Source organism: Ruminococcus sp. J1101004sp1_RTP21198st1_B9_RTP21198_201120, from assembly GCF_040924245.1.
Classification (GTDB): domain Bacteria; phylum Bacillota; class Clostridia; order Lachnospirales; family Lachnospiraceae; genus Blautia_A; species Blautia_A faecis.
Genome location: NZ_JBCOMI010000005.1, coordinates 1 through 22,955, shown reverse-complemented (window position 1 = coordinate 22,955; position 22,955 = coordinate 1). Strand labels below are relative to the sequence as shown.

Genomic DNA, 22,955 nt, shown 5'->3' with positions numbered 1-22,955 from the left:
GTCGGTCGCCGTAGCCACCGCTACGCCTCCTTTCTCCGCCTTGCATATGAAGAAATCATCCTGCGTCAATATAGCAGATACTTAATTTTCGATGTACTAACTGGTATTAGAGCGTGTTTGAAAAATCATTCCCGCAATCTGCACGCCCCACTTTGCGGGAGATTTCACCCGAATTCGGTTGCCGTAGCCCGCTACGGCGCCCTCATCCGGGCGAAATCTCCCACAAATTGTGACGCACATCTTGCAGAAAGCCTTTTTTAAACACGCTCTAGAAAACCTGCTGGATTGCAGATGAATCCTGAAATTAACAGTTGCGCACAGATAGCTGAGGTATTAAAATATATGAAAATAACACAGCTGAAGCTGGAACAGGAATGCCAGCATGTCTGATAAGAATGCTTTTGAGTGGTGAGTAGAGTTCACAACAGCCTTCTGTGAGCATAGCTGCAAAAAAGGAGGTACCGCATATGACAACATTGGAAATTCTGGACCGTCTGCAAGGTGATGCACTGAAAGATGGTGAACTTCGAAGAAAGCTTCTGGCAACCCGTTTGGAAAAGGATCCTCTCACTGTTTTTTGCAGATTATGCAGGGAACTTGGTTATGAATTGTATGAAATGGACCTGGTATCTGCCGGAGAAGACTTCTATGCCACCATGCGCCGCAGTACCAATGGCGGTGGAGAAAACTCCCCGAAGCTGGAGGGGGAAGATGACTTCTATGAGCTTCTGATGGCAAGCCTGGAGGCAGCAGAGAAAGCAGAATAGAATTTGCTCAAATTGACATCAACTATAAGTGTTTCAGATAAGTCAAAAGCATTATGTAAAATGTTATGTAAATTAAAAAGACGACAGTTGAAAACCTCAATTTCGTTGAAGATTAGAGGAAAATGTCTGTTATAGGCTGAAAAAAAGGGAGTATGTATGGCAGAATTAACGGAATTGCAGAAGCAGTTATTCGAATTACAGGATATAAAATATCGGGATTTCCACAGCAAATTAATGCCCGAAACAGCCAAGGAAAAGATTATTGGAATCCGTACTCCTGTGCTTCGGAATTTTGCAAAAGTATTCGCCGGTACTCCGGAATTAGAGGACTTTTTGCAGCAGCTTCCTCACCAGTTTTATGAGGAAAATAACCTTCATATGATGCTGATCACTGGGATAAAGGACTATCCGAAATGTATGGAAGAAGTACAGCGATTCCTGCCCTATATCGACAACTGGGCCACCTGTGATTTCCCAGAGCCAAAGTGTTTCCGTAAGAACAAAAAAGCAGTATTAGAAGAGGTCCGGAAGTGGATCGCCTCCACTGAAACCTACACTATTCGCTACGGGATCGGCATGCTTATGCGCCTTTTTCTGGACGAGGATTTTTCCCCGGAGTATCTTGAAATGGCAGCTGGCGTACAATCACAGGAATATTATGTAAACATGATGATTGCCTGGTATTTTGCCACCGCTCTGGCCAAGCAATGGGATGCTGCAGTACCTTATATTGAGCAGCACAGACTGTCGGACTGGGTACATAAAAAGACTATCCAGAAGGCAGTGGAAAGCTATCGGATTACGTCTGAACAGAAGGAATATTTGAAAGGCTACCGTTAAAAATAGGATTTTATGGTTTAGAGACTGAGAAATAAAAAACGCCAGAATGAAAAGCTTTATCATGCGGTAAAGCGAATTTCATTCTGGCGTTTTGTATTTATGCAGGCATAAGATCCTGGTGGCTGCCGCAAATCAGCGGAAGCTCTTCAGCCAGTTCACCAGGGAATCATGCCAGATATTGTCATAAACGGTTTTCTTCATCTGGTCGGTTACCGGACCATTGTTTGCCATTTTCGCAAGGATTCCGGCTTGAAGCTCTTCTACGGTCATGTCCTCTGGGGACTTGGACCAGTCTACGGTTATCTGAGATTTTTCGGAGGCTGGTTCGGATGCGGTAGTAGTATTAGATGTTGTACCATCAGCTGCTTTTTCAGAAGCATTTGCGGTGCAATCAGAGTTACCTACAGTAGTCGCAACCGTTTCCTTTATGCTGTCCGTATTCGCAGCATTTTTCAGTGCCTGAGAGATCGGAGTTGTATTTTGCTCTGCGACAGTGGCAGCAGCTTCCTCTTTTGTCTGGTCTGCGTTGTCAGCCTTAACTGTTGTATTAGTAGTTTCCGGTGCCTTTGCATTCATCTCTACCGGCTTATACTCTGGCATATCCCCAGTCGGAACCCAGATATTGCCGCTGTTTCCGGCAACGGTTACATGAATGCGTCCATTTTCTACAGAAACTTTTTCACCGGTCAGAGTACCTACATACTCAGCTGCATTTCCAGCAGCCAGATCCATAGAAGCGGCATTGTCATCATTATTTACAGTGACGATCACACGCACCCCATCCAGGTCACGGGCAAAAGCATACTGGCGGTTGGTGAGCATAAGCTCTGCATAGCTTCCATAATTAAGAGCCGGTGTATTCTGGCGGACTTTTCCAAGAGCAGCAATAAGAGCTGTGCAAGGATTTTTCTCCACTGCGTCAGCATAATCAGCAAGATTTAAGGCTGGTCTTAAGCTGTCATCTGAGGTTCTTTCCTTACGTCCCTCAATTCCAAATTCAGAACCATAATAAATACTTGGAACTCCCGGAAGGGTGTAGAGAAGCACATGAACTGGAGCAAAATGCGCCTTATTGGAAAGTTTGGTGTAAATTCGTTCTACATCATGGTTGTCCACGAAATTATAAAGATCAAGGTCGCCCATGTTCTGCAGATATTTTACAGTGTGCGCGATCTCAAAATAGTTATGGTCATTGTGTCCGCTGTAAAGAGCCTTGTGAAGTGCATAATTTGTAACACTGTGAAGGGTGCTGCCATTTACCCAGCGGCTGTAATCGCCGTGGATAACTTCGCCCATCAGCCAAAAATCCGGTTTCACTTCCTCAGCGGTGCGGCGCAACTGTTTCATAAAATCAAAGTCCAGAACGTCCGCAGCGTCAAGACGGATACCATCCACATCAAATTCAGAAACCCAGAAACGGATCACATCGCAGATGTAGTTCTGCACATCAGGATTGCGCTGGTTTAATTTTACCAGAAGATTATATCCGCCCCAGTTTTCATAGGAAAAACCATCGTTGTATTCGGTATTTCCAGAGAAGTTCACATTACAGTACCAGTTTACATAAGGTGAATTCTGTCGCTTCTCCTGAATATCTTTAAATGCGAAAAAGTCACGTCCGGTGTGGTTGAATACGCCATCGAAGATAACCTTGATCCCTTTTTCATGGCAGGTTGCAACGAAATTCTTCAGATCCTCGTTGTCACCCAGACGGGAGTCAAGCTTCCTGTAATCAGTAGTCTCATAACCATGTCCCACACTTTCAAATAAAGGACCTATATATAAAGCGGTGCACCCGATTTCTTTAATATGATCGATCCACGGAAGAAGCGTATTCAGCCTATGCACAGGCTCCCCATACTCATTCTGCTTCGGCGCCCCCGTCAAACCCAGTGGATAAATGTGATAAAAAACTGCCTCGTTATACCAACTCATGTCTAACACCTCTGTCGTTTAAAATAAATTTGTACATTCAACGTCTTCTATAATAGCAGATTTTAGGAGCTTATTCCATATAAAATTGAAATCCACCCAAAACCCGACGCTGCGCTAATCCCGTGGGGCGAAGCCCCACCGCCCCAAGGAGTAAGAGCGGGCGGAGCCCTCGGCACATGGGGCACCACGCAAAAAATCCACCGTCCCGGAAACACTGCCGGTTCGGTGGATTCCCATTTCCACACTTTTAGGAAAGCAAAAAGTTCTCTACAGCAATGGCCGTAGACCCGATATATTTTTTCTTTTTTCGGAAGGTGCTCTTCACGCAGAACTGTTCCGGCAGGGTGGAGTTTATTTCAACTAACTGTTCGGTAAAAAGAGACACAATAGAATCGTGCTCGAAAATATCCCCAAAAAGCACCAGCTTATCCGGTGCCAGGATAAGAATGGCATTGTTGGTCACTTCTGCAAGATCAAAAGAGCACTTGGAAACATACTCCCGAAGCTCCTGATTGGGATGATTCAGATAACTCTCCAGATTGGCAGAGCAAGGCTCTCCCACAGTTTTGGAAAATTCCAGAATATCCTTCCCATTCTCAGAGTGCATCAGCTCTTTAATGTGATCAATAATCGCCGCCTCAGAAATCAAAGTCTCCAGACATCCATTCCGTCCACAGATACATTTCGCTCCTTTTCCCTTGGCAAAGTGATTATGCCCAATCTCAGAAGACTGATAATTATATCCCTTGTAAATATGTCCGTTGATCGCAGTAGCAGAACCCACTCCAGGTCCCCACTTCAGCATCAGGATATTCTGTGCGTTCTCAATATTCGTTCTATAAAGAAGCTCACTCTGGAGAAAGGCACAAACATTGCTCTCCACAGTAATAGGAAATGGAAGTTCATTCTCCAGCAGTTCCTTAAAAGGAACCGGCCCCTCAAAAACACGATAAGGGTGAAGGGCAATTCCCTCCAGGTGGTTTACCGGTCCGATCACAGAAACACCGGCACCCAGGATCTGATTCAAATGGATAGAATGATTCCACAAAATCTTGATACACTCCTTGGCAAGCTCTGAGCAGAACTCCTTCTTATTCCAATTAGAAGAAAATGTAAAAGGCTCTTCCACAATGAGCTTTCCGTGAAGGTTGGTAATGGCGATATTAACAGATGCCGGATGTATGTCAAAGCAGACGATGTACTTCCAGTCATAATTAATCTTTAATGGGCTTTGTTTGCGTCCCGCCTTCTTATTAGGAGAATCTACACTTTCTTCACACTGTATGATAAGACCACTTTCTAAAAACTCGTTTACTATAGATGTCACTGCCGCTGTTGATATTCCGAGAAAACTGGCTATTTCCGTGCGGGAAAGGGATTCGTTGGCGAAAAGCAGCCGCAGCGCATTCAGGCGGTTATTTGCTTTTGTCTCAAGGAACGCAGAATTGATATTATTCATACGGTACGAATGCTCCTTCCTGTCTTATGGAATGCATTTATAAAGAATCTTAATTATTTGAATAGTTAAGATTCTTAATTAAATAAAAATGCTTACTGTAATTATACGAGATATATCTATATAATGCAAGGGAAAAAATGGGAAAATCCAAATTAGTCATATTATTGAATGACAAAATGCACAAAAACAAATCAAAATATATGTATAATTGTACAGATTGACAAATGAATAACGATATAGTATGATACAACCATATTAATTAACAAAGTTGATTAATAAAACGTACACATATTCAGTAAACAAAATGAAGGAGGTATTTTATGAACAAAACAGCAAAGAAGGTTGTAGCAACAATTTTAACAACGGTCATGACAGTGGGGGCTGCCACCGTTGTATCCGCTGATGATCTTTCCATTACATTAAGCCATCAGCCCTACAGCCACGCACTACCATCTTACATTGGGGAAGAGGAAGGAATCTTTGAGGAGAACGGACTTAACACAGAAATCCTGTGGTTCTCATCAGGAAACACCCAGAACGAGGCACTTGGAGCTAACGAGTGGGATGCAGGAGCTTGTGGAACACCGCCGGCAATCGCAGCAGGAATCGCTTACAACGCTAAGATCGTAGGATTCAGTGTTGATGATACAGTTTCCGTTGACTACTGGGTACGTGCAGACAGTGACATCGCAGCGATTTCAGGAGAGGTTGAAGGATATCCGGACATCCTTGGAAATGCAGACACATGGAAAGGCAAAACAATCCTTTGCCCAACACAAACAAGTGCTCACTATATGCTGATCGCAACCTTAAGTGCTATGGGACTTACCCAGAACGATGTAAGTATCGTACACATGGATGTTCCATCCGCATACACCGCATTCAAAGCTGGCCAGGGCGACATCGTAGCTCTTTGGGATCCACAGTCCTATCAGGCTGAGGAAGAAGGCTGGGTAAAAGCTTCCAGCGGTGAGGCTTCCGGCGAGACAATGCCAACCGTTCTCGTTGCTTCCGAGCAGGCAATCGAAGAAAACTGGGATGCAGTTTATGCATGGGTTAAGAATTATTACGAAATTTCCGGAAAATACAAAGACGATATCGATACCCAGAGTGAATATCTGCTTCAGATGCAGCTGGATAACGGAATTGACACAGATGAGGAACTAGCAAGACGTTTCGTAGAGGACAGACCACTTCCTACTCTGGAAGAGAATGTTGAATACTTCAAAGGCGAAGCTGGAAATACAAAAGCTGATGAAGTTGTTAATAAGATCGTTCAGTTCTTTATCGATCAGGGAACCTACACAGACGATGACATGACTACATTAAAAGAAAACGGTTTTGTTGATGGCGAATTCATTCGTGCAATAGCAGAGGAAAAAGGTATTTCTATGGAGTAATTTCTGTAGACGTGTATTGCCGGTATGAGAACAGAAACTGTTTTTATGCCGGCATTACTTATAAACATCGGAAAGGTGATTGGGATATAAACATATGAATAAACGTTCTAATGGAAAGATGAAATACAGAATGCTCAGTATTCTGGGACTTGTTATATTTTTTGGAGTCTGGGAAGCCGCTGTGCGGCTTGGCTGGGTTTCACACAGATCATTGAATGCTCCGTCAGAAGTTGTGGAGACGTTTATATATAAACTGACAAATGCAAATCCAGATGGTTCCACACTTCCACAGCATTTCTTCCAGAGCTTAAAGCTTGCTCTTACAAGTTTTATTATCGCAACTATAATCGGTGTTCCACTGGGATGGATCATGGGATATTACAAAGTGGCAGATTTCCTGCTGAACCCATTATTTGAAATTATCCGACCAATCCCTCCGATCGCATGGATCCCGATTGTAATCCTTACAATGGGTATCGGAATGTCTGCAAAAGTATTCATTATCTTTGTAGCTGCTTTCGTACCAAATGTTATCAACTCCTACTTAGGAATCAGGCTAACGGATGCCACGTTGATAAATGTGGCGAAAACCTTCGGGGCCAGTGACTGGAAGATATTTACCACAGTATGTATCCCATCTTCCATGAATATGGTTTTCACCGGAATCCGCTTATCCCTGAACGCATCCTGGACAACACTGGTAGCAGCAGAGATGCTTGCTTCCATCCGTGGCCTTGGTTACATGATCCAGATGGGCCGTACCATTATCCGTCCGGACATCATTATTGTTGGTATGTTTACGATTGGTTTAACAGGAGCCATGCTCAATGGAATCCTGGGATTGTTTGAAAAGAAAGTAGCACCATGGAGGTACAGAGACAATGGATAGTAAAGAGACGAAAAAATGGTATTATGTACTGCCGGTTGTTTCAATAGGAATCTTTATCCTGGCATGGGTGTGGTTATCAAGCGCTGAGAACAGTATGATCCCTACACCGCTGGCCACCTGGGAAAAATTCCTGAACATTATGACAAACCCAATTTCACAGGCAATCCTGCCAGTACATATCTGGGTAAGTTTAAGACGAGTTCTGATCGCATTCTTCTTTGCTATCGTTCTTGGAGTTGGACTTGGTGTAGGCCTTGGCTGGAGCAAAACCTTCAATGCAGTTGTTGACCCAATCTTTGAAATGCTCCGTCCTATCCCGCCAATCGCATGGATTCCGCTTATCATCTTATGGTTTGGAATTGGTGAGACATCAAAGATCATCATTGTATTTATTGGTTCATTTGTTCCGATTGTTCTGAATACTTATTCAGGAATTAAAGAAATCGATCCGCTGCTTGTAAGTGCCGGTAAGGTACTGGGAGCAAACAGAAGACAGATCTTACTTGAGATCACACTTCCTGCAACTGTTCCGGCAATCCTGGCTGGTATCAGAACTGCTTTATCAAGTGGATGGATGTGTGTAGTTGCAGCTGAGATGATCGTTGCGAAACAGGGAGTTGGTTTCCTGATCGTACGTGGACAGGAATCTGGTGATACAGCGCTCATCGTTGTATGTATGCTGGTAATCGGAATTGTCAGTATGCTTCTGTCTACAATTTTAAGTAAACTGGAAGGAGTGCTTTGTCCATGGCAGTTCTCAAAAACAAAATAGAGTTAAAAAATGTCTCCAAAGTATATGAGACAAGAGATAAACAAGTGGAAGTATTAAACAACCTGTCCTTTGAAGTACATGAAAACGAGTTCCTTGTTCTTCTTGGACCAGGCCGTTGTGGAAAAACAGTTCTTCTGAACATCCTTGCAAATCTGGAGAAACAAACATCCGGAACCATTGAATTTGCAGGTGGAAGACCGAAGATGGGCGACCTTGGAATGGTATTCCAGAAATACGCTCTGTTCCCATGGAAAACAGTTATGGGAAACGTAGAGATGAGCCAGAAGTTAAAAGGCGTTGACAAAAAAGTACGTCAGGAAAAAGCTCAGGAATACATCAATCTGGTTGGACTGAAAGGATTTGAGAATTCTCTTCCGAAACAGCTTTCCGGTGGTATGAAACAGCGTGTTGGAATCGCAAGAGCCTATGCATCTGAATCCGATATCCTTCTTCTGGATGAGCCATTCGGAGCTTTGGATGCACAGACAAGATACCAGATGGAAGATGAGATCATCAAAATCTGGGAAAAGAATAAAAAGACAATTATCTTTGTAACAAACAACGTAGAGGAAGCTCTTTATCTTGGTGACAGAATCCTGCTTCTTTCTTCAAGACCGGCAGAAATCAAGAAAGAATACGTAGTAGATCTGCCTCGTCCGAGAAGCTATACAGATAAAGCTTTCCTGGAATATAGAAATGAGATCGTAGACAATACAGATCTGGATATTTAACGGAGGGCAGAAAATGAGTGATGATACAAAAGTAAAAGTAGTAGGATTGACAAAGAAGTTCGGTGATCTTCTTGTACTGAATGATATTTCATTTAACGTAAAGAAGGGAGACTTCGTTTGTATTGTAGGTCCTACAGGATGTGGAAAAACTACATTCCTGAACCTTCTGGTAAAACTGATCGAGCCAACATCAGGACAGATCTTAATCGACGGAGAGCCGGCAGACCCGAAGAAACACAATATCGCCTTTGTTTTCCAGGAGCCATCTGCATATCCATGGCTGACTGTAGAAGAAAATCTTCAGTACGGCCTGAAAATAAAGAAAGTAGACCAGAAAACAATCGAAGAGAGAACAAAAGAAATTGCGGAATCCTTAGGACTTACAGAGGTTCTGAAATCCTATCCACGAGAACTGAGTGCTTCTCTTGAGCAGCGTGTTGTAATCGGAAGAAGCTTCGCACTTCATCCAGACCTGCTTCTGATGGATGAGCCTTATGCACAGATGGATATCAAGGTACGTTATTACCTTGAGGATCAGGTTATCAAGCTGTGGCAGAAAACAGGAAGTACAGTACTTTTCATTACTCATAACATTGAAGAGGCTGTTTACCTGTCTGAGAAGTGCCTGATCTTATCTCAGAAACCTACAACTATTAAGGAAGAGAAGATCATCGACCTTCCAAGACCGAGAGACATTGCATCTCCGGAATTTATCGAACTGAGAGAGTATGTAACAAAACAGATTAAGTGGTGGTAATTATGGCAGAAGAAAAAAAGTCACTTTTTCCATTGCTGATCCTGCCAGTAATATGGGGAACCTATTACGTGGCGAGCCAAAAGCTGGTAGGATTTACATCCTCCTTTACCTCAGGCCTTTCCATTCGTTTTGTGGTTATGCTGGCCCTGATCGTGATCATGGCCAAAAGAGGCGAACTTGGACTGTTATGGAAAACAGAAGGGGTAAGAGCAAGACTGGTAATGATCGGAACCCTTGGCTTTCTGCTGGACTGGACAGCGTTCTTAGGTTTGTCCATGTCCTCAGCAGCTACAGGAACAGCGCTTCTCAAGTGTGACGTTCTTATGGTAAACATCATATCAGTCATCGTTTACAAACAGAAATTTACATGGAAAGCATGGGTTTGCACCTTTGTGATGCTGTTCGGCGTATTCATGGTAATGGGAATTGACTTTACCAACTTCAAGATCGCTGAACCGGGAAATATCTTTTTCCTGCTCAGTGCATTGTTTGTTTCCATCAATGCATTCGTGATCAAAAGCGTGCAGTTGGATAAGAAAAACCCGATCTGTGATGATGTAGTTGCTTTTTATAACAACTTTATCACAATGATATTTTTTACAGCGGCATCTCTCATTGCCGGAACTGTAAAAGAAGTACAGAATATTTTTACTGATAAATATGTGGCACTGGCACTGTTATTTGCAGCAGCAGGACAGACGCTGGTATACGTAGTTTATTATCATAACCTTAGAAATTATCCTGTATGGCTGGTAAAAGTTTTCCTTTTGTTTATGCCCATCGTTTCAACGATCATTACCTTCGTTCTTTTCGGAGAACACATGGTGGGAAAACAGTATATCGGAATGGCTGTTGTAATTCTTGGAGCATTGGGAATCCTCATGCAGCAAAAAGCCATGCCAGCAGATAAAAATAAAAGATAAAAATTAAAAGTGTATCAAACAGGAGGTACAGGTATGAAGTGGGAATATATACAGCCGGTAACAATTCGTTTCGGTGAAGGAATCGTGAAGGAAGTTAAAGACGTAGCAGCATCCATGGGATGCAAAAGAGGAATCCTGGTAAGTGACCCGTTTTTCCTTACAAACGGTCTGGCAGATAAGATCGTGAAAGACAGCGACGGCACACTGGTTTGTGTTTACGGAGAGGTTTCCCCGAACCCTGAGGTAAAAGAAGTAGATGCCTGCGCAAAACTCATCCGTGAGAATGATATTGAGTTCGTAGTTGCACTGGGCGGTGGAAGTGCTCTTGACTGTGCAAAAGCTTCTGCAACCATGTGTTTCCGTGAAGGTGAATCCGTAAGAACCTATCATGGAACCGGCGTACCGATGCCACAGAAACATCTTCCACTGATCGCAGTTCCCACAACAGCAGGAACCGGAAGTGAAGTTACCTGTGTTGCAGTATTAAGCGACCATGAGCTTGGAAAGAAAGGCCCTATCGTTTCTAATGGATTCTATCCGTCTATCGCAATGATCGATCCGGAGCTGACCTACACATTACCTCCGAGAATCACAGCAAGCACCGGAATCGACGTTCTGTGCCACGCACTGGAAGGCTTCTGGAGCAAAGGTCATCAGCCTGTATGCGATGCACTTGCACTTCATGCTTGCGAGATCGTTTTCAAATATTTGAGAAGAGCTTACAAAGATCCACAGGATAAAGAAGCCAGAGCAAAAATGGCAGAGGCATCCGTTATCGCTGGTCTTGCATTTACTCTTCCAAAGACAACAAGCTCCCATGCTTGCTCCTTCCCGCTGACCAATCTCTATCATATTCCACACGGCGAGGCTTGTGGCCTGACCCTGGACTGCTTTGCAAGAATCAATGCTGAGGTAGAGAACGGAAGAGTTCATGAATTTGCAAGGAAGCTCGGTTTCGCTGATACCTATGCACTGGCAGATGCCATCCATGAGCTGAAGGTAGATCTTGGCCTGAGACTTGACCTGAAAGACTTCAATTTAACAGATGAGCAGGTTGCAGAACTGGTTAAGACCAGCCATCATCCGAATATGTTAAATAACCCTGTAGAGATTACAGATGAAATATTAAATGAAATGTATCAGTCCATGAGGTAAGTAACCGAAAGGAGAAATGACAGTAAAATGAGCAAAAAAATAGAAATGCTGAATGAAAAAGCAAAAGAAATCAGAAAATTAACGGTGAAAACCATCGGAGGACTTGGCGTTGGACATATCGGTGGTGCAGTTTCCATCTGCGAAGTATTAGCTGCTTTGTACTTTGATGTGATGAACGTAGACCCTGAGAATCCAAAGATGGAAAACCGTGACCGTTTTGTATTATCAAAAGGCCACGCAGGCCCTGCAGTTTATGCCACTCTGGCGTTAAAAGGCTTCCTGAAAGAGGAAGAGCTGGACACCCTGAACCGTCCTGGAACACATCTTCCAAGCCACTGTGATATGCGCCTGACAAATGGCGTAGACATGACAACCGGTTCTCTTGGCCAGGGCTTTTCCGCAGCTGTAGGAATGGCTCTTGCAGCACAGGCAGATAAGAGAGACTTGAATGTTTACACCATCATTGGAGACGGTGAAAGCCAGGAAGGCCAGATCTGGGAGGCAGCACTTCTTGCAGGAGACAGAAAGCTGGACAACCTGATCGCATTTACTGATTACAACAAAATGCAGATTGATGGTTATGTAGGAGATGTAAACACCCTGGATCCTCTTGAGGACAAGTGGAAAGCTTTCGGATGGGATGTGCAGTCTGTTGACGGACATGATATCCAGCAGATCCTTTACGCTATCGACAATGCGAAGAAAGAAAAAGGACGTCCGTCCATGATCATCTTAAATACAATCAAAGGAAAAGGCGTTTACTTTGCAGAGAATCTGGTTGCCTGCCACAACATGACAATTACAGAAGAAATGTGGAAAAAAGCGGTGGATATGATAGATAAGGAGGAAATATGATGGTTTTAGAAGATAGATGGCTTCGGGAAACATATGTAGATCTGCTTATTGAATATGCCGCCAAAAATAAAGACATTGTTATTTTGGAAGCGGATCTTATGAAAGCTGGCGGAACCTTCCGCTTCGCTGAGAAATATCCGGAGAGAACATTTGATGTTGGAATCCAGGAAGCAAACATGATCGGAACAGCAGCTGGTATGTCAGAAATGGGCAAAATTCCATTCACCCATACATTCACAGCTTTTGCCACCAGACGAGTTTGCGACCAGGTTACCCTGTCCGTTGCTTATGCAGGACTGAACGTAAAGATGATGGGAAGCGACCCTGGTGTAACAGCAGAGTACAACGGCGGAACCCACATGAGCATGGAAGATGTTTCCATTATGAGAAATATTCCTGGAATGATTGTTTACGAGCCAGTTGACAGCGCACAGTTAAAAGCAATCTTCCCACAGATCGTAGACCACTACGGACCTGTATATATCCGACTTTTAAGAAGAAATGCAGTGAAGGTTTTTGAAGATGGGGAAACCTTTGAGCTGGGAAAAGGCAAGCTGATGCGTGAGGGCAGTGACGTAAGTATCTTCGCTACAGGAATCATGGTAGCAGATGCTGTGGAAGCAGTGGAAGAGCTTGAAAAAGAGGGCATTCATGCAGAGCTTATCAATATCCATACAGTGAAACCTCTTGATGAGGAGATGGTCCTTGCAAGTGTTGCAAAGACAGGCTGTGCAGTAACAGCAGAAAACCATTCCGTAATCGGTGGACTTGGAAGCGCAGTTGCAGAGCTTCTGGTAGAGAAGGATCCGGTACCTGTAAAGAAGGTTGGCGTTATGGACCACTTCGGAGAGGTTGGACTTACTCCATATCTGAAAGAGAAATACGGACTTACAGCAAAAGATATTATAGCAGCGGCGAAAGTAGCCATTGCAATGAAAAAGAGGTAAGAATATGAAGAAGATTATCATTGGTTCAGACAAATCCGGATTCCAGTTAAAAGAGGCTGTAAAGGCTCATCTTGTGGAAGCTGGATACGAGGTAACAGATGCAGGCTCTCAGAGCGAAGAGAATGCAATGTTCTATTACGAAGCAGCTGAGAACGTGGCTCCAAGAGTAGGAGGCGGAGAATTTGAAAAAGGAATCCTCATCTGCGGAACCGGAATGGGAATGTCCATCGTGGCAAACAAACACAAAGGTGTATACGCTGCAGTTTGCGAGAATACATACGCAGCAGAGAAATCAAGAGCAATCAATAATGCCAACATTCTTACAATGGGTGGTTGGATCACAGGCGAAGTTGTGGGATGCCAGATCGCAGATACATTTTTGAACACAGAGTTCACACAGAACCTGGAAGAGTGGAGAGCAAATAACCTTAGAAACGCAGAGAAAAAAGTAAAAGAAATCGAAGAGCAGATTTACGGTTAAGGAGGATTATCATTATGAAGTATTTTCTGGACAGTGCGAAATTAGACGAGATTAAATATGCATACGAGAACTATGGAATCGATGGAGTAACCACAAACCCGAAACACATCAAATTAAGCGGAAAGCCATTTATGACCTGTGTAAAAGAGATTGCACAGTGGCTGAAAGATGCAGGACTTGAGGGAAAGGATTTCCCGGTATCCTTCGAGATCAATCCACATCTTGACAAGGCAGATGACATTGTGGCAGCAGCAAAAGAAGTTGCTTCCTACAGCCCAAACTACTGCATTAAGATTCCATGCTGCAAAGAGGGTCTGATCGCAGCAAGAAGACTGGAGAAAGAAGGGGTTCGTACAAACGTTACTTTAGTATTCTCCCCATCTCAGGCTATCCCGGCAGCAAAGCTTGGTGTAAAATTTGTTTCCCCATTCGTTGGCTGGAAAGAGAACAGCGGTGACAGCTCCGCATATCTGAAAGAGATCGCTAAGATTTACAAGAACTATGGATACAAGACAGAGATCATTGCAGCAGCAGTTCGTAACGGAAGACAGATCAGCGAACTGGCAGAGGCTGGTATTGATATCGTAACCTGTGGACTTGCAGTATATGAAGCAAGCTTTGAGCACCCATTTACCACTCACGGCTTAGGTATTTTCCGTGAAGCATGGGACAGCACAGCAACAGAATAAGGAGGAAACGAGAATGGAATATTTAGGAAAACTTCATCAGGCAGCAGTAGAGTTCCCACAGACTGATATCTGGATGGATTCCTGTGGAGAAGAAGAGCTGGAATATGGTTTAAAAAGAGGAATCGTAGGCGCTACCAGTAACCCGATTATCGTTGGAAACGTTATCAAAAACGAGCTGAACATCTGGGAAAAACGAATCAAAGAGATGGTAGTGGAAATGAAGGATGCTTCTGAGGAAGATATCGCATGGGAACTGATCTATGAGATCGGTGCACTCCGTTCCAAAAAACTCCTTCCTGTTTTCGAGGCAAACAAAGGCAAAAAAGGCCGCCTTTCCCTTCAGGTAAACGCAAAATATTACAGAAATAAAGATAAAATGGTTGAGCAGGCAGTTAAGATCAATAGCCTTGCACCAAATATGCAGGTTAAGATCCCGGCTTCCGCAGCAGGTGTTGAGGCTATGGAAGAGGCTACTTACCGTGGAATAAGCATTAATGCAACTGTTTCCTTTACAGTAGCACAGGCAGTAGCAGTAGCAGAAGCAGTAGAGAGAGGTCTGAAACGCCGTGAGGCAGAAGGCCTTGACAACAGCCAGATGGCTCCGATCTGCACCATCATGATCGGACGTACCGATGACTGGTTAAAGAAGAACACAACAAAGACCGGACAGGTTGTTCTTCCGGAAGCTCTTGAGTGGAGCGGTGTTGCAGTTATCAAAGAAGCATACCGTATTTACAAAGAGAGAGGATATACAACAAGACTGCTTAGCGCAGCAAACAGAAATGTTTACCACTGGTGTGAGATCCTTGGCGGTGACCTTGTTCAGACAATCAACTACTCCTGGCACAAACGTTTGAACGCTTGTGACGTAGAAGTAAAAGACCGTATGGCTGATCAGGTTCCGGAAGTATACATGAACGAGCTGAACAAGATCGAGGAGTTCCATAAATCCTTCGAGGAGAATGGAATGAAACCGGAAGAATTCGTTACCTATGGTGGATTCAGAGATACCCTTACCACATTTATTGCCGGATATGATGATCTTTGCAAATTAATCAGAGGTTATATGATATGAAAAACTATGCAATGAAAATGTGCTCTGTAAAGCGTCTAGAGAGAACAGAGCTGGAAATGCCTGTTGCAGCAGCAGATCAGGTAGTTGTAAAAATTGAATATTGTGGAATCTGTGGTTCTGATATGCACTTTTTCCAGAATGGAGCCATCGGAACAAGAAAGGCTCCGCCGGATTTCATTCTGGGACATGAGAGTGCTGGTACCGTTATCGAAGTTGGAAAAGATGTTACAACCTTGAAGGTTGGGGACAGAGTTGCCTTGGAGCCTGGTGTTCCTTGCGGAAAATGCCAGTACTGCAAATCTGGAAAATACAATCTTTGCCCGGATGTACATTTCCTGGCAGCAGCGAAACCGCCTACAAACGGTGCTTTAAGAAATTATTTCGCATACCCGGCTGAGTGGTGCTTCAAGCTTCCGGATAACGTATCTACTATGGAAGGAACTATGCTGGAGCCATTATCCGTGGGTATGCACGCTGCAGGACGAGGTGGCGCAGAGCTTGGAAAAACAGCGCTGATCATCGGTGTTGGAACCATCGGATATATGACAATGCTTGCCTGCAAGGCTATGGGCGTAAGCAAGATCATCGTTTCTGATGCGCTTGAGAACAGACTGGCACTTGCACTGCAGCACGGCGCAGATTATGCCATCAACGTAAAGAATGAAGATGCTGTGGAGAAGGTAATGGAATATACAGACGGCGAGGGTTGTGACATCGTATTCGAGACAGCCGGAAGCCCGGTAACACTTGCATCTACCTGGAAATACGTTAAGACAGCCGGTGTGATCGTAAACGTAGGAAATGCCAGCGGCGAGATTCCATTTGTATTCGGCGAGCTTGCCCGCAAGGAAGTTGACATCCGAAGCGTATGGCGTTACCGCAACATCTACCCGATCGCCATCGAGGCTGTAAGAACCGGAAAGATTGACCTGAAACACATTGAACCTGCAATGTTCCCGTTTGAGAAGAGCCAGGAAGCTTTTGAATATGCGTTTGAGCACAGAAGCGAAGTTCTGAAGACAATTATTCAGGTAACGGAATAAGGGGTTAATGAAAAAATAGAAATGGCTGGAAATCCAAAGATGTAGAAAAATCTTCGGTTTCCAGCTGTTTTTTTATGGTGGAGCTCTATACAGGTAAAGGATATTTGATGTATTATTTATGGTAACAAAATAAAACAGTAAGTTTTCAGGAGGAGATTAGTGTGAAAGAAAGTAGAGGACAGCCATAAATGGGTGCACTTTACTAAGCTGTCTAAATCAGGCAACTTTTTAGAGTGTTATAGATATAGTGAATTAGATTAAGAAGCTAATGGTTCATCAGGAGGAAGTATTCCCTCCCGTTGCAATAGTTTCTTGGCTTGCTTGATAGCTTTTGCCTTTTGTTTTTCAACAAGAGCTACAGGCATATCGATTTTGTAAAGATCGCTCGGATTCCACTGCTCACCAGTAGACAGCATCTGGTAGATGGCAGTAAGAATCATACGGGCAATAGCGATAATGGCTCTTTTCTTGCCACGACGTTTAACAAGTGATTCATATTTCTTTTTGTAGTAAGGAGATTTATCAGATTTTACGGCTGCATGAGCACACTGTACTAATGCAGGTTTGAGGTAGACACCGGCACGTGTAATCCGAACAGATTTCTTCTTACCAGCAGATTCATTGCTGCCTGGTGTAAGACCAGCCCAGCAACATAAACGTTTGGAACCCCCGAACTGAGACATATCAGTACCGATTTCGGAGATGATAGTGATTGCACTATCACGTTTGACACCCGGAATGGTACAGAGAAACTGGACAGCATTTTCAAAATCAGGATTAGAAAAAATCATATTTTCTATCATTTTATCAACATCGTTGATTTCTGCTGTGATATAATCCATATGTGCGCGGACGAGGCGCACACGATATTTTTGGGCATCAGTCATTTGATATCCTTCGACGGATTCTATAACAGCATCTTCTTTGGATTTGAGGCTCCGAAGAAGCTTGGATGCGATTTCTTCGTGGTTAATGGATGTACCCGATTGTTCAAGCAGATAGTCGATAATGGACATGGATGACTTCCCAAAGATATCGGAAACAACAGAATCTAATGCAACATTACAGACAGTAAGAGTATTCTGATATCGATTCTTTTCACTTGAACGGCAGGAAACAAGCTTGTAACGATAGCGAGTGTATTCCCTGAGAATACGGACTATCTTACAAGGGATATAGCTGCCTTTGACAAGTCCGAGACGGAATAAATCCCCAATCCATTTAGAATCTTTGGTATCATCTTTGTTGCCTTTCACAGCCTTTACCCACTTGGGATTGGCAATGACAACATTGATCTCATCTTCCAGAAGATTAAAGACAGGAACCCAGTATTTACCTGTGGATTCCATACAGACATCATGGCAATCATTGTCGAGAAGCCATTGCTTGAATTCAAGAATTGAACTGTTAAAGGTGGAAAAGCGCTTCTTTTGGTAAGAAGGCTCAATGCCACCAGTGGTTTTTACACTTGTGGCAACGAGAAAAGATTTGTGAACATCGACACCACAACAGGTTTGATAAGTAACTTTCATAGTCAGACTCCTTTCGTGAATGATAAGAAGCCATTGACTGAACTGCCACACAATTAAACTAAGGTGCTTAAACAATTCTTAGTGTACGGATTCATGATGCCACTTATTTGTGCTTGAAAAGGCAGAACTTACACTGATTATTATGCTGTCTAAAACGAAGAAAGTTATTACAACTCCTCCTCCCGTGCTTTGTAGTGTAGCTTCTTGCAAACTATTTTACAGCACAGTGTAGAGAGTTGGAACACTTTCATTACTATTTGTGCCGCCAACCGAAGGCGGCGGAATGGAGATTATTATGGAAGAAAGACGGGTAGACTTGCGGATTCCCAATCCGGAGCGCTCTAAAGAAGGAAAACGTACTACAGGGATTTTGCACAGATTTAATGCAGCGGACCCTTTATCAGTGGAATATCAGGAGCTGATGAAAGAGCTGTTTACAGGAGGCTTCTGGGAGAAAAGCAAGGTGGTGGCGCCTTTTTATGCGAATCTAGCTGCGGATATTCATATAGGTAAGAATGTAGTCATCATGCCGTATTGCAAATGTATGTCAGCTGGGAATATTTATATAGAAGATAATGTGCGTATTGCTTTGAATACATCAATTCTTACCAACAATCATGATTTTTATGAGCGTGATGTCCTCACAGTGAAGGATGTGCGCATCTGCAAAAACGCCTGGAACGGCGCCGGAGTTACCATCCTTCCAGGGGTCACCATCGGCGAAAACGCCATCGTAGGCGCCGCCAGCGTAGCAACCAAAGACGTCGCCCCCAACACCGTCGTCCCCAACACCGTCGTCGCCGGAAACCCGGCGAAGGTTATTAGAGAGTTGGATGGGGAGAGGTTTAAGGAAGAGTGACACAAAACGTAACGGAACCAACATATAGCAGTTGAGTATATTGATATTGAATCGTGAAAAGCTTTCCGCCGCCGGAGAAATCTGGCGGCGGTTTTTGTATATTGTTGTGGAATTTATATATGGTATAAAGTGTAAAAATTTGTCGAAAATTGCAGAAATGAAAATTATAACGATAAATATGAGATTTTACCTCATAAATCATTGCGAAAAGCAAAAAACTGGATATAATAAAGGTACAGATAAAAAGTTTAGACGAATGGAGGTAAATAAAATGTTATGCCAATTTACAGTGAAAAATTTTAAGAGTATACGGGATGAGGTAACATTTGATATGCAGGCTGCCGCCATTTCTGAGCATGAAGATCGGATTATAAAAGATACAGATGGGGAATTATATTTACCGGTATCTGCTGTATATGGACCAAATGGTGGAGGAAAAACCAACGTTCTTGAAGCACTCCATAGCCTGGTTACAAAAGTATTAAGGCCATTATATGCCACAAGTAATAGCGAAGAGACTGCAATGAAAATGAAAAAGGTCGTGATAGAGCCATTTGCTTTTGACGAAGCGACAAGAAATGAACCGACAGAATTTGAGCTGTTCTTCAGAACGGCACTGACAGAGTATCGTTATGAATTGATTGTTAAAAAAGAAGTGATTGAGTACGAAAGGCTAGACCGCATAAAACTGGAAACTGGGAGGAAATCTGCACTTTTTGAACGCAATAAAAATGAAATTATTTTGAAAGGTGCTTTTACAAAATTAAAAACCAGTGATGAGTTATCTGATACATTACCATTGTTATCGTATCTTGGAATTACTTATAGGAAAAATGAGGTGGTACAGGATGTACTTGGATGGTTCGATGAAGAAATTGATTTTTTGAATTATGGAAACCCTATACAGGAATTACGAATGGCTGTTTCAAAGTCAGAGGAGGTAAAAAGCTTAATGCTTCAGATGATCCAGGAGATGGATTTGGACATTGTAGATTTTCGTGTAGAAGAAAAAGAAAAGGATCAGATTGAAGTGTTCACAAAACACGTAGTAGATGAGTTTGAAGCAGAGCTGAATTTATTTGACGAATCCAGTGGAACAAGAAAATTATTTGGCTTGCTTCCGTTTATTGCAAAAAGTCTGCTAAGAGGGACAACTCTTGTAATAGATGAGTTAGATGCAAAGATACACCCGGTATTACTTAAATACCTTATTATGATGTTTGGCAATATGAAAAAGAATAAAAAAGGTGCACAGCTGATTTTTACATCACATGATTTATCTACTATGAACAGCGAAGTGTTCAGGAGAGATGAAATCTGGTTTGTAGCCAAGGGAAAATGTCAGAACTCAAAGTTATATTCTCTTGTAGAGTTTAAAAATAAGAAAGGTGAATCTGTTCGTAAAGATGCCAAGTTTGATAAGCAGTATCTGGAAGGAAAATATGGTGCAGATCCGTATCTCAAAAGAATAATAGATTGGGGGAGGGTGAATGGCTAAAAGAGAAGGGAAAGAGAAGAATAACTGGAAGAAGAAACGTCGGCAGGAATATCTGGAAAAGAAAGAATTTCGCTACTATATTTTCTGCGAAGGACAAGCAACGGAACCCAACTATTTTCAAGGATTCAAACGATATATCGAAGATAATCCTATTTATCGTGATATGGTTTTGATCGAAATTGAAGGCTGTCAGGCTGAGACGATGCGTGTGATTGGAAAGGCTGAAGAGTATGTACGTGAGAATAAGATTACGAAAGGGCAGATATGGTGTGTTTATGATAAAGACAGTTTCCCGTCCTGCGATGTTAATGGAGTGGTCCAGCGGGCAAATATGTTGAACCAAAAGAATCCAGAACTTCAGTATCATGCAGCATGGAGTAATGAGTGTATTGAATTTTGGTTTATGCTGCATTTCGCATATTATACCTCAAATAATCATAGGTCTGAGTATAAGAAATTTCTGAATGAAAAATTTCGAGAACTAGGAATTGGAAAATATGAGAAGAATATGGATAACATATTTGAAACGCTGATGAATGGTGGTAGTCCGAAATTAGCAATTCGATATGCGAGGCGGATTATAAAAAATGGAGAGGGAAAAACACCGGCGGAAATAGCACCAGGAACAAAGGTGCACGAGTTAGTGGAGGAATTGGCGAAATATTTGCCAGAAGAAATGCAGAGAAAATTTAAAGAGAACTAGAGCGTGTTTGAAAAATAAAAGTTGCACAAAACATATATTCGTTTACCCTTTTTCATGTTAAAATAAAGAAAAAGGGGTGTTGATTATGTTGCGCCGATACGAATTAACCGATGATGAATGGAATCGTGTTGCTCCCTTACTGCCACCTGAAAATTCTGGAAAGCAAGGTCGTCCTTCAAAATGTAATCGGACAATTCTAAATGGAATTGTTTGGATTGCTCGCAGTGGGGCTCCCTGGCGGGACCTCCCAGAACGTTATGGGGCCTGGCAAACGGTTTATTCCCGTTTTCGTAAATGGATTGAAGATGGCATCCTTGATAATATTTTTCGTGTCTTGAGCTTAGAAGCTGAATTAACGGAACTATCAATTGATGCCTCTATCGTCCAGGCTCATCAGCATAGTGCTGGAGCAAAAAAAGGGGGCCATCAAACGAAATTGGACACAGCCGTGGTGGAGCCAGCACAAAAATCCATGCAGTTGTAGATGCATACGGTTATCCGGTTTATTTTATGATCAGCGAAGGGCAGCGTAACGATATTAATTACGCAATCCCTTTGTTAGATCATGTCGACACAAACGGAAGCAATGTATTAGCTGACCGTTGATACGATAGCAACAAGCTGATTGACTATATTTATACCCACGGTGGAGAGCCAACAATTCCTTCTAGAAAAGGAGCTAAGTTTGATCGTTATTGCGATTGGTGGCTTTACAAAGAGAGACATTTAGTAGAAAACTATTTTCTCAAATTGAAAGCGTTCCGTCGAATAGCTACGCGTTACGATAAACTGGCTTCAACCTTCTTAGGAATTATATGCATTGCCTCAATATTAATTTGGTTAAAATGAACAACTTAGAATGTTTTTCAAACACGCTCTAGAGCGTGTTTGAAAAATCATTTCCTGCCGCCGGAGAAATCTGGCGGCGGTTTTTGTATATTGTGGTGGGGATGGTGCATACACTGTAAAAACGGTGCCGATGGAGGCCTTACCCATGAAAGACTATATCGAGGAGCGGGCGGTGGAAGTTGGGAATTATATTATAGAAACAAAAGCGACGGTGCGACAGACAGCGAAGAAATTTGGAATATCGAAATCTACGGTACATAAGGACGTGACGACCAGACTTGCAAGCTTAAATCCAGCACTTGCAAGGCAGGCCAGGGCTGTGTTGGAGGTGAATAAATCAGAGAGACATATCAGAGGTGGTTTAGCTACCAGGGAAAAGTATTTGCATCAACATATGCTGGAAAACAATCTGCACAAAAAAATATGAATTTTTTTGTAAAAAGTGCTTGACGATTCTTTGCGGCAGTGGTATAGTAAACAAGCTGTCGTAAGGAATTGCTTCTGAAATACTGAAAAATAAAATAGTTTTCAGAAAATTCAAATTAACTGTTGACAAATGACTGAACTTATGATAAAGTAACCAAGTTATTTGAACAGAACGACGGAAACAAACAGCTTTAGACAGGATCTTGAAAATCTTAAAAACTTTTGAAAAAAGTGCTTGACAAGATTTGAAAGATATGATAAAGTAAATAAGCTGTCGCAAAGAGATGACAGCGAAACAACCTTGATAACTAAACAGTGAAACACATACGATTCTCGAAAATTCTTAACGAATCATCATTCGAATGAATGA

22 protein-coding genes and 3 pseudogenes are annotated in these 22,955 nt (G+C 42.7%); 21 read left to right on the top strand and 4 right to left on the bottom strand.

The features are described from left to right. Nucleotides 1-117: 117 nt before the first annotated feature. A pseudogene (locus tag AB5618_RS04415) lies at nt 118-198 on the top strand (DUF6783 domain-containing protein); the annotation flags it as partial. Here the strand turns inward: AB5618_RS04415 and AB5618_RS04410 are convergent. Next, nucleotides 163-240: pseudogene (locus AB5618_RS04410) on the bottom strand (DUF6783 domain-containing protein); the annotation flags it as partial. The pseudogenes AB5618_RS04415 and AB5618_RS04410 overlap by 36 nt on opposite strands. Before the next feature lie 227 nt (nt 241-467). Between AB5618_RS04410 and AB5618_RS04405 the strand changes: the two are divergent. After that, nucleotides 468-767: a hypothetical protein gene (locus AB5618_RS04405; protein WP_118583740.1), complete on the top strand. Its 300-nt coding sequence runs from the start codon at nt 468-470 to the stop codon at nt 765-767. A 156-nt stretch (nt 768-923) separates the two neighbouring features. Then, a complete protein-coding gene (locus AB5618_RS04400) occupies nt 924-1,607 on the top strand; it encodes a DNA alkylation repair protein (protein ID WP_148461585.1) in 684 nt (227 codons plus the stop codon). 132 nt (nt 1,608-1,739) lie between these two features. Here the strand turns inward: AB5618_RS04400 and AB5618_RS04395 are convergent, their stop codons facing one another. Next, nucleotides 1,740-3,542 carry an alpha-amylase family glycosyl hydrolase gene (locus AB5618_RS04395; protein ID WP_148461586.1) on the bottom strand — a complete coding sequence of 601 codons (1,803 nt, stop codon included), beginning with the start codon at nt 3,540-3,542 and terminating at the stop codon, nt 1,740-1,742. A 247-nt stretch (nt 3,543-3,789) separates the two neighbouring features. Further along, nucleotides 3,790-5,001 carry an ROK family transcriptional regulator gene (locus AB5618_RS04390; protein ID WP_148461587.1) on the bottom strand — a complete coding sequence of 404 codons (1,212 nt, stop codon included), beginning with the start codon at nt 4,999-5,001 and terminating at the stop codon, nt 3,790-3,792. Between the two features lie 320 nt (nt 5,002-5,321). Between AB5618_RS04390 and AB5618_RS04385 the strand changes: the two genes are divergently transcribed. The 13 genes from AB5618_RS04385 (at nt 5,322) to AB5618_RS04325 (ending at nt 16,718) form a co-directional block, all read left to right on the top strand. After that, nucleotides 5,322-6,401 (top strand): ABC transporter substrate-binding protein, encoded by a 1,080-nt coding sequence (locus AB5618_RS04385; protein ID WP_148461588.1) that lies wholly within the window; start codon nt 5,322-5,324, stop codon nt 6,399-6,401. Nucleotides 6,402-6,495: 94 nt separating this feature from the next. Then, nucleotides 6,496-7,290 carry an ABC transporter permease gene (locus AB5618_RS04380; protein ID WP_148461589.1) on the top strand — a complete coding sequence of 265 codons (795 nt, stop codon included), beginning with the start codon at nt 6,496-6,498 and terminating at the stop codon, nt 7,288-7,290. Then, complete coding sequence (locus tag AB5618_RS04375) at nt 7,283-8,062, top strand: ABC transporter permease (RefSeq protein ID WP_148461590.1); 780 nt, start codon at nt 7,283-7,285, stop codon at nt 8,060-8,062. Before AB5618_RS04380 ends, AB5618_RS04375 begins: the two co-directional genes overlap by 8 nt. Further along, on the top strand, nt 8,038-8,793 hold the full coding sequence (locus AB5618_RS04370) for an ABC transporter ATP-binding protein (RefSeq protein ID WP_148461591.1): 756 nt from the start codon (nt 8,038-8,040) through the stop codon (nt 8,791-8,793). The genes AB5618_RS04375 and AB5618_RS04370 overlap by 25 nt, the downstream gene beginning before the upstream one ends. A gap of 13 nt (nt 8,794-8,806) precedes the next feature. Further along, complete coding sequence (locus AB5618_RS04365; protein WP_148461592.1) at nt 8,807-9,550, top strand: ABC transporter ATP-binding protein; 744 nt, start codon at nt 8,807-8,809, stop codon at nt 9,548-9,550. A 2-nt stretch (nt 9,551-9,552) separates the two neighbouring features. Further along, on the top strand, nt 9,553-10,473 hold the full coding sequence (locus tag AB5618_RS04360; protein WP_148461593.1) for a DMT family transporter: 921 nt from the start codon (nt 9,553-9,555) through the stop codon (nt 10,471-10,473). Between the two features lie 33 nt (nt 10,474-10,506). Next, a complete protein-coding gene (locus tag AB5618_RS04355) occupies nt 10,507-11,628 on the top strand; it encodes an iron-containing alcohol dehydrogenase family protein (RefSeq protein ID WP_148461594.1) in 1,122 nt (373 codons plus the stop codon). A gap of 27 nt (nt 11,629-11,655) precedes the next feature. Continuing rightward, nucleotides 11,656-12,483, top strand: coding sequence for a transketolase (locus AB5618_RS04350; protein ID WP_148461595.1), 828 nt, complete (start codon nt 11,656-11,658; stop codon nt 12,481-12,483). Beyond that, nucleotides 12,483-13,430 carry a transketolase C-terminal domain-containing protein gene (locus tag AB5618_RS04345; protein WP_148461622.1) on the top strand — a complete coding sequence of 316 codons (948 nt, stop codon included), beginning with the start codon at nt 12,483-12,485 and terminating at the stop codon, nt 13,428-13,430. Before AB5618_RS04350 ends, AB5618_RS04345 begins: the two co-directional genes overlap by 1 nt. Before the next feature lie 4 nt (nt 13,431-13,434). Next, nucleotides 13,435-13,911 (top strand): RpiB/LacA/LacB family sugar-phosphate isomerase, encoded by a 477-nt coding sequence (locus tag AB5618_RS04340; protein ID WP_148461596.1) that lies wholly within the window; start codon nt 13,435-13,437, stop codon nt 13,909-13,911. Between the two features lie 14 nt (nt 13,912-13,925). Further along, nucleotides 13,926-14,600: a transaldolase family protein gene (locus AB5618_RS04335; RefSeq protein ID WP_148461597.1), complete on the top strand. Its 675-nt coding sequence runs from the start codon at nt 13,926-13,928 to the stop codon at nt 14,598-14,600. Between the two features lie 13 nt (nt 14,601-14,613). After that, a complete protein-coding gene (locus AB5618_RS04330; protein WP_148461598.1) occupies nt 14,614-15,675 on the top strand; it encodes a transaldolase family protein in 1,062 nt (353 codons plus the stop codon). Beyond that, nucleotides 15,672-16,718, top strand: a complete 1,047-nt coding sequence (locus AB5618_RS04325; RefSeq protein ID WP_148461599.1) for an NAD(P)-dependent alcohol dehydrogenase — start codon at nt 15,672-15,674, stop codon at nt 16,716-16,718. The genes AB5618_RS04330 and AB5618_RS04325 overlap by 4 nt, the downstream gene beginning before the upstream one ends. A gap of 257 nt (nt 16,719-16,975) precedes the next feature. Here AB5618_RS04325 and AB5618_RS04320 read toward each other — a convergent pair whose 3' ends face one another. After that, a complete protein-coding gene (locus AB5618_RS04320; protein WP_148461600.1) occupies nt 16,976-18,250 on the bottom strand; it encodes an IS110 family transposase in 1,275 nt (424 codons plus the stop codon). Between the two features lie 295 nt (nt 18,251-18,545). Between AB5618_RS04320 and AB5618_RS04315 the strand changes: the two genes are divergently transcribed. The 5 genes and pseudogenes from AB5618_RS04315 to spoIIID all read left to right on the top strand — a co-directional run bounded on the left by AB5618_RS04315 (nt 18,546) and on the right by spoIIID (nt 22,586). Then, on the top strand, nt 18,546-19,109 hold the full coding sequence (locus AB5618_RS04315) for an acyltransferase (RefSeq protein ID WP_148461601.1): 564 nt from the start codon (nt 18,546-18,548) through the stop codon (nt 19,107-19,109). Between the two features lie 94 nt (nt 19,110-19,203). Continuing rightward, nucleotides 19,204-20,607, top strand: coding sequence for an ATP/GTP-binding protein (locus AB5618_RS04310; protein WP_226815296.1), 1,404 nt, complete (start codon nt 19,204-19,206; stop codon nt 20,605-20,607). Beyond that, a complete protein-coding gene (locus AB5618_RS04305; protein WP_148461602.1) occupies nt 20,600-21,310 on the top strand; it encodes an RloB family protein in 711 nt (236 codons plus the stop codon). The genes AB5618_RS04310 and AB5618_RS04305 overlap by 8 nt, the downstream gene beginning before the upstream one ends. A gap of 79 nt (nt 21,311-21,389) precedes the next feature. Beyond that, nucleotides 21,390-22,159: pseudogene (locus AB5618_RS04300) on the top strand (IS5 family transposase). Between the two features lie 145 nt (nt 22,160-22,304). Continuing rightward, nucleotides 22,305-22,586 (top strand): sporulation transcriptional regulator SpoIIID, encoded by a 282-nt coding sequence (gene spoIIID, locus AB5618_RS04295; protein ID WP_148461603.1) that lies wholly within the window; start codon nt 22,305-22,307, stop codon nt 22,584-22,586. The last annotated feature ends 369 nt before the right edge of the window (nt 22,587-22,955 follow it).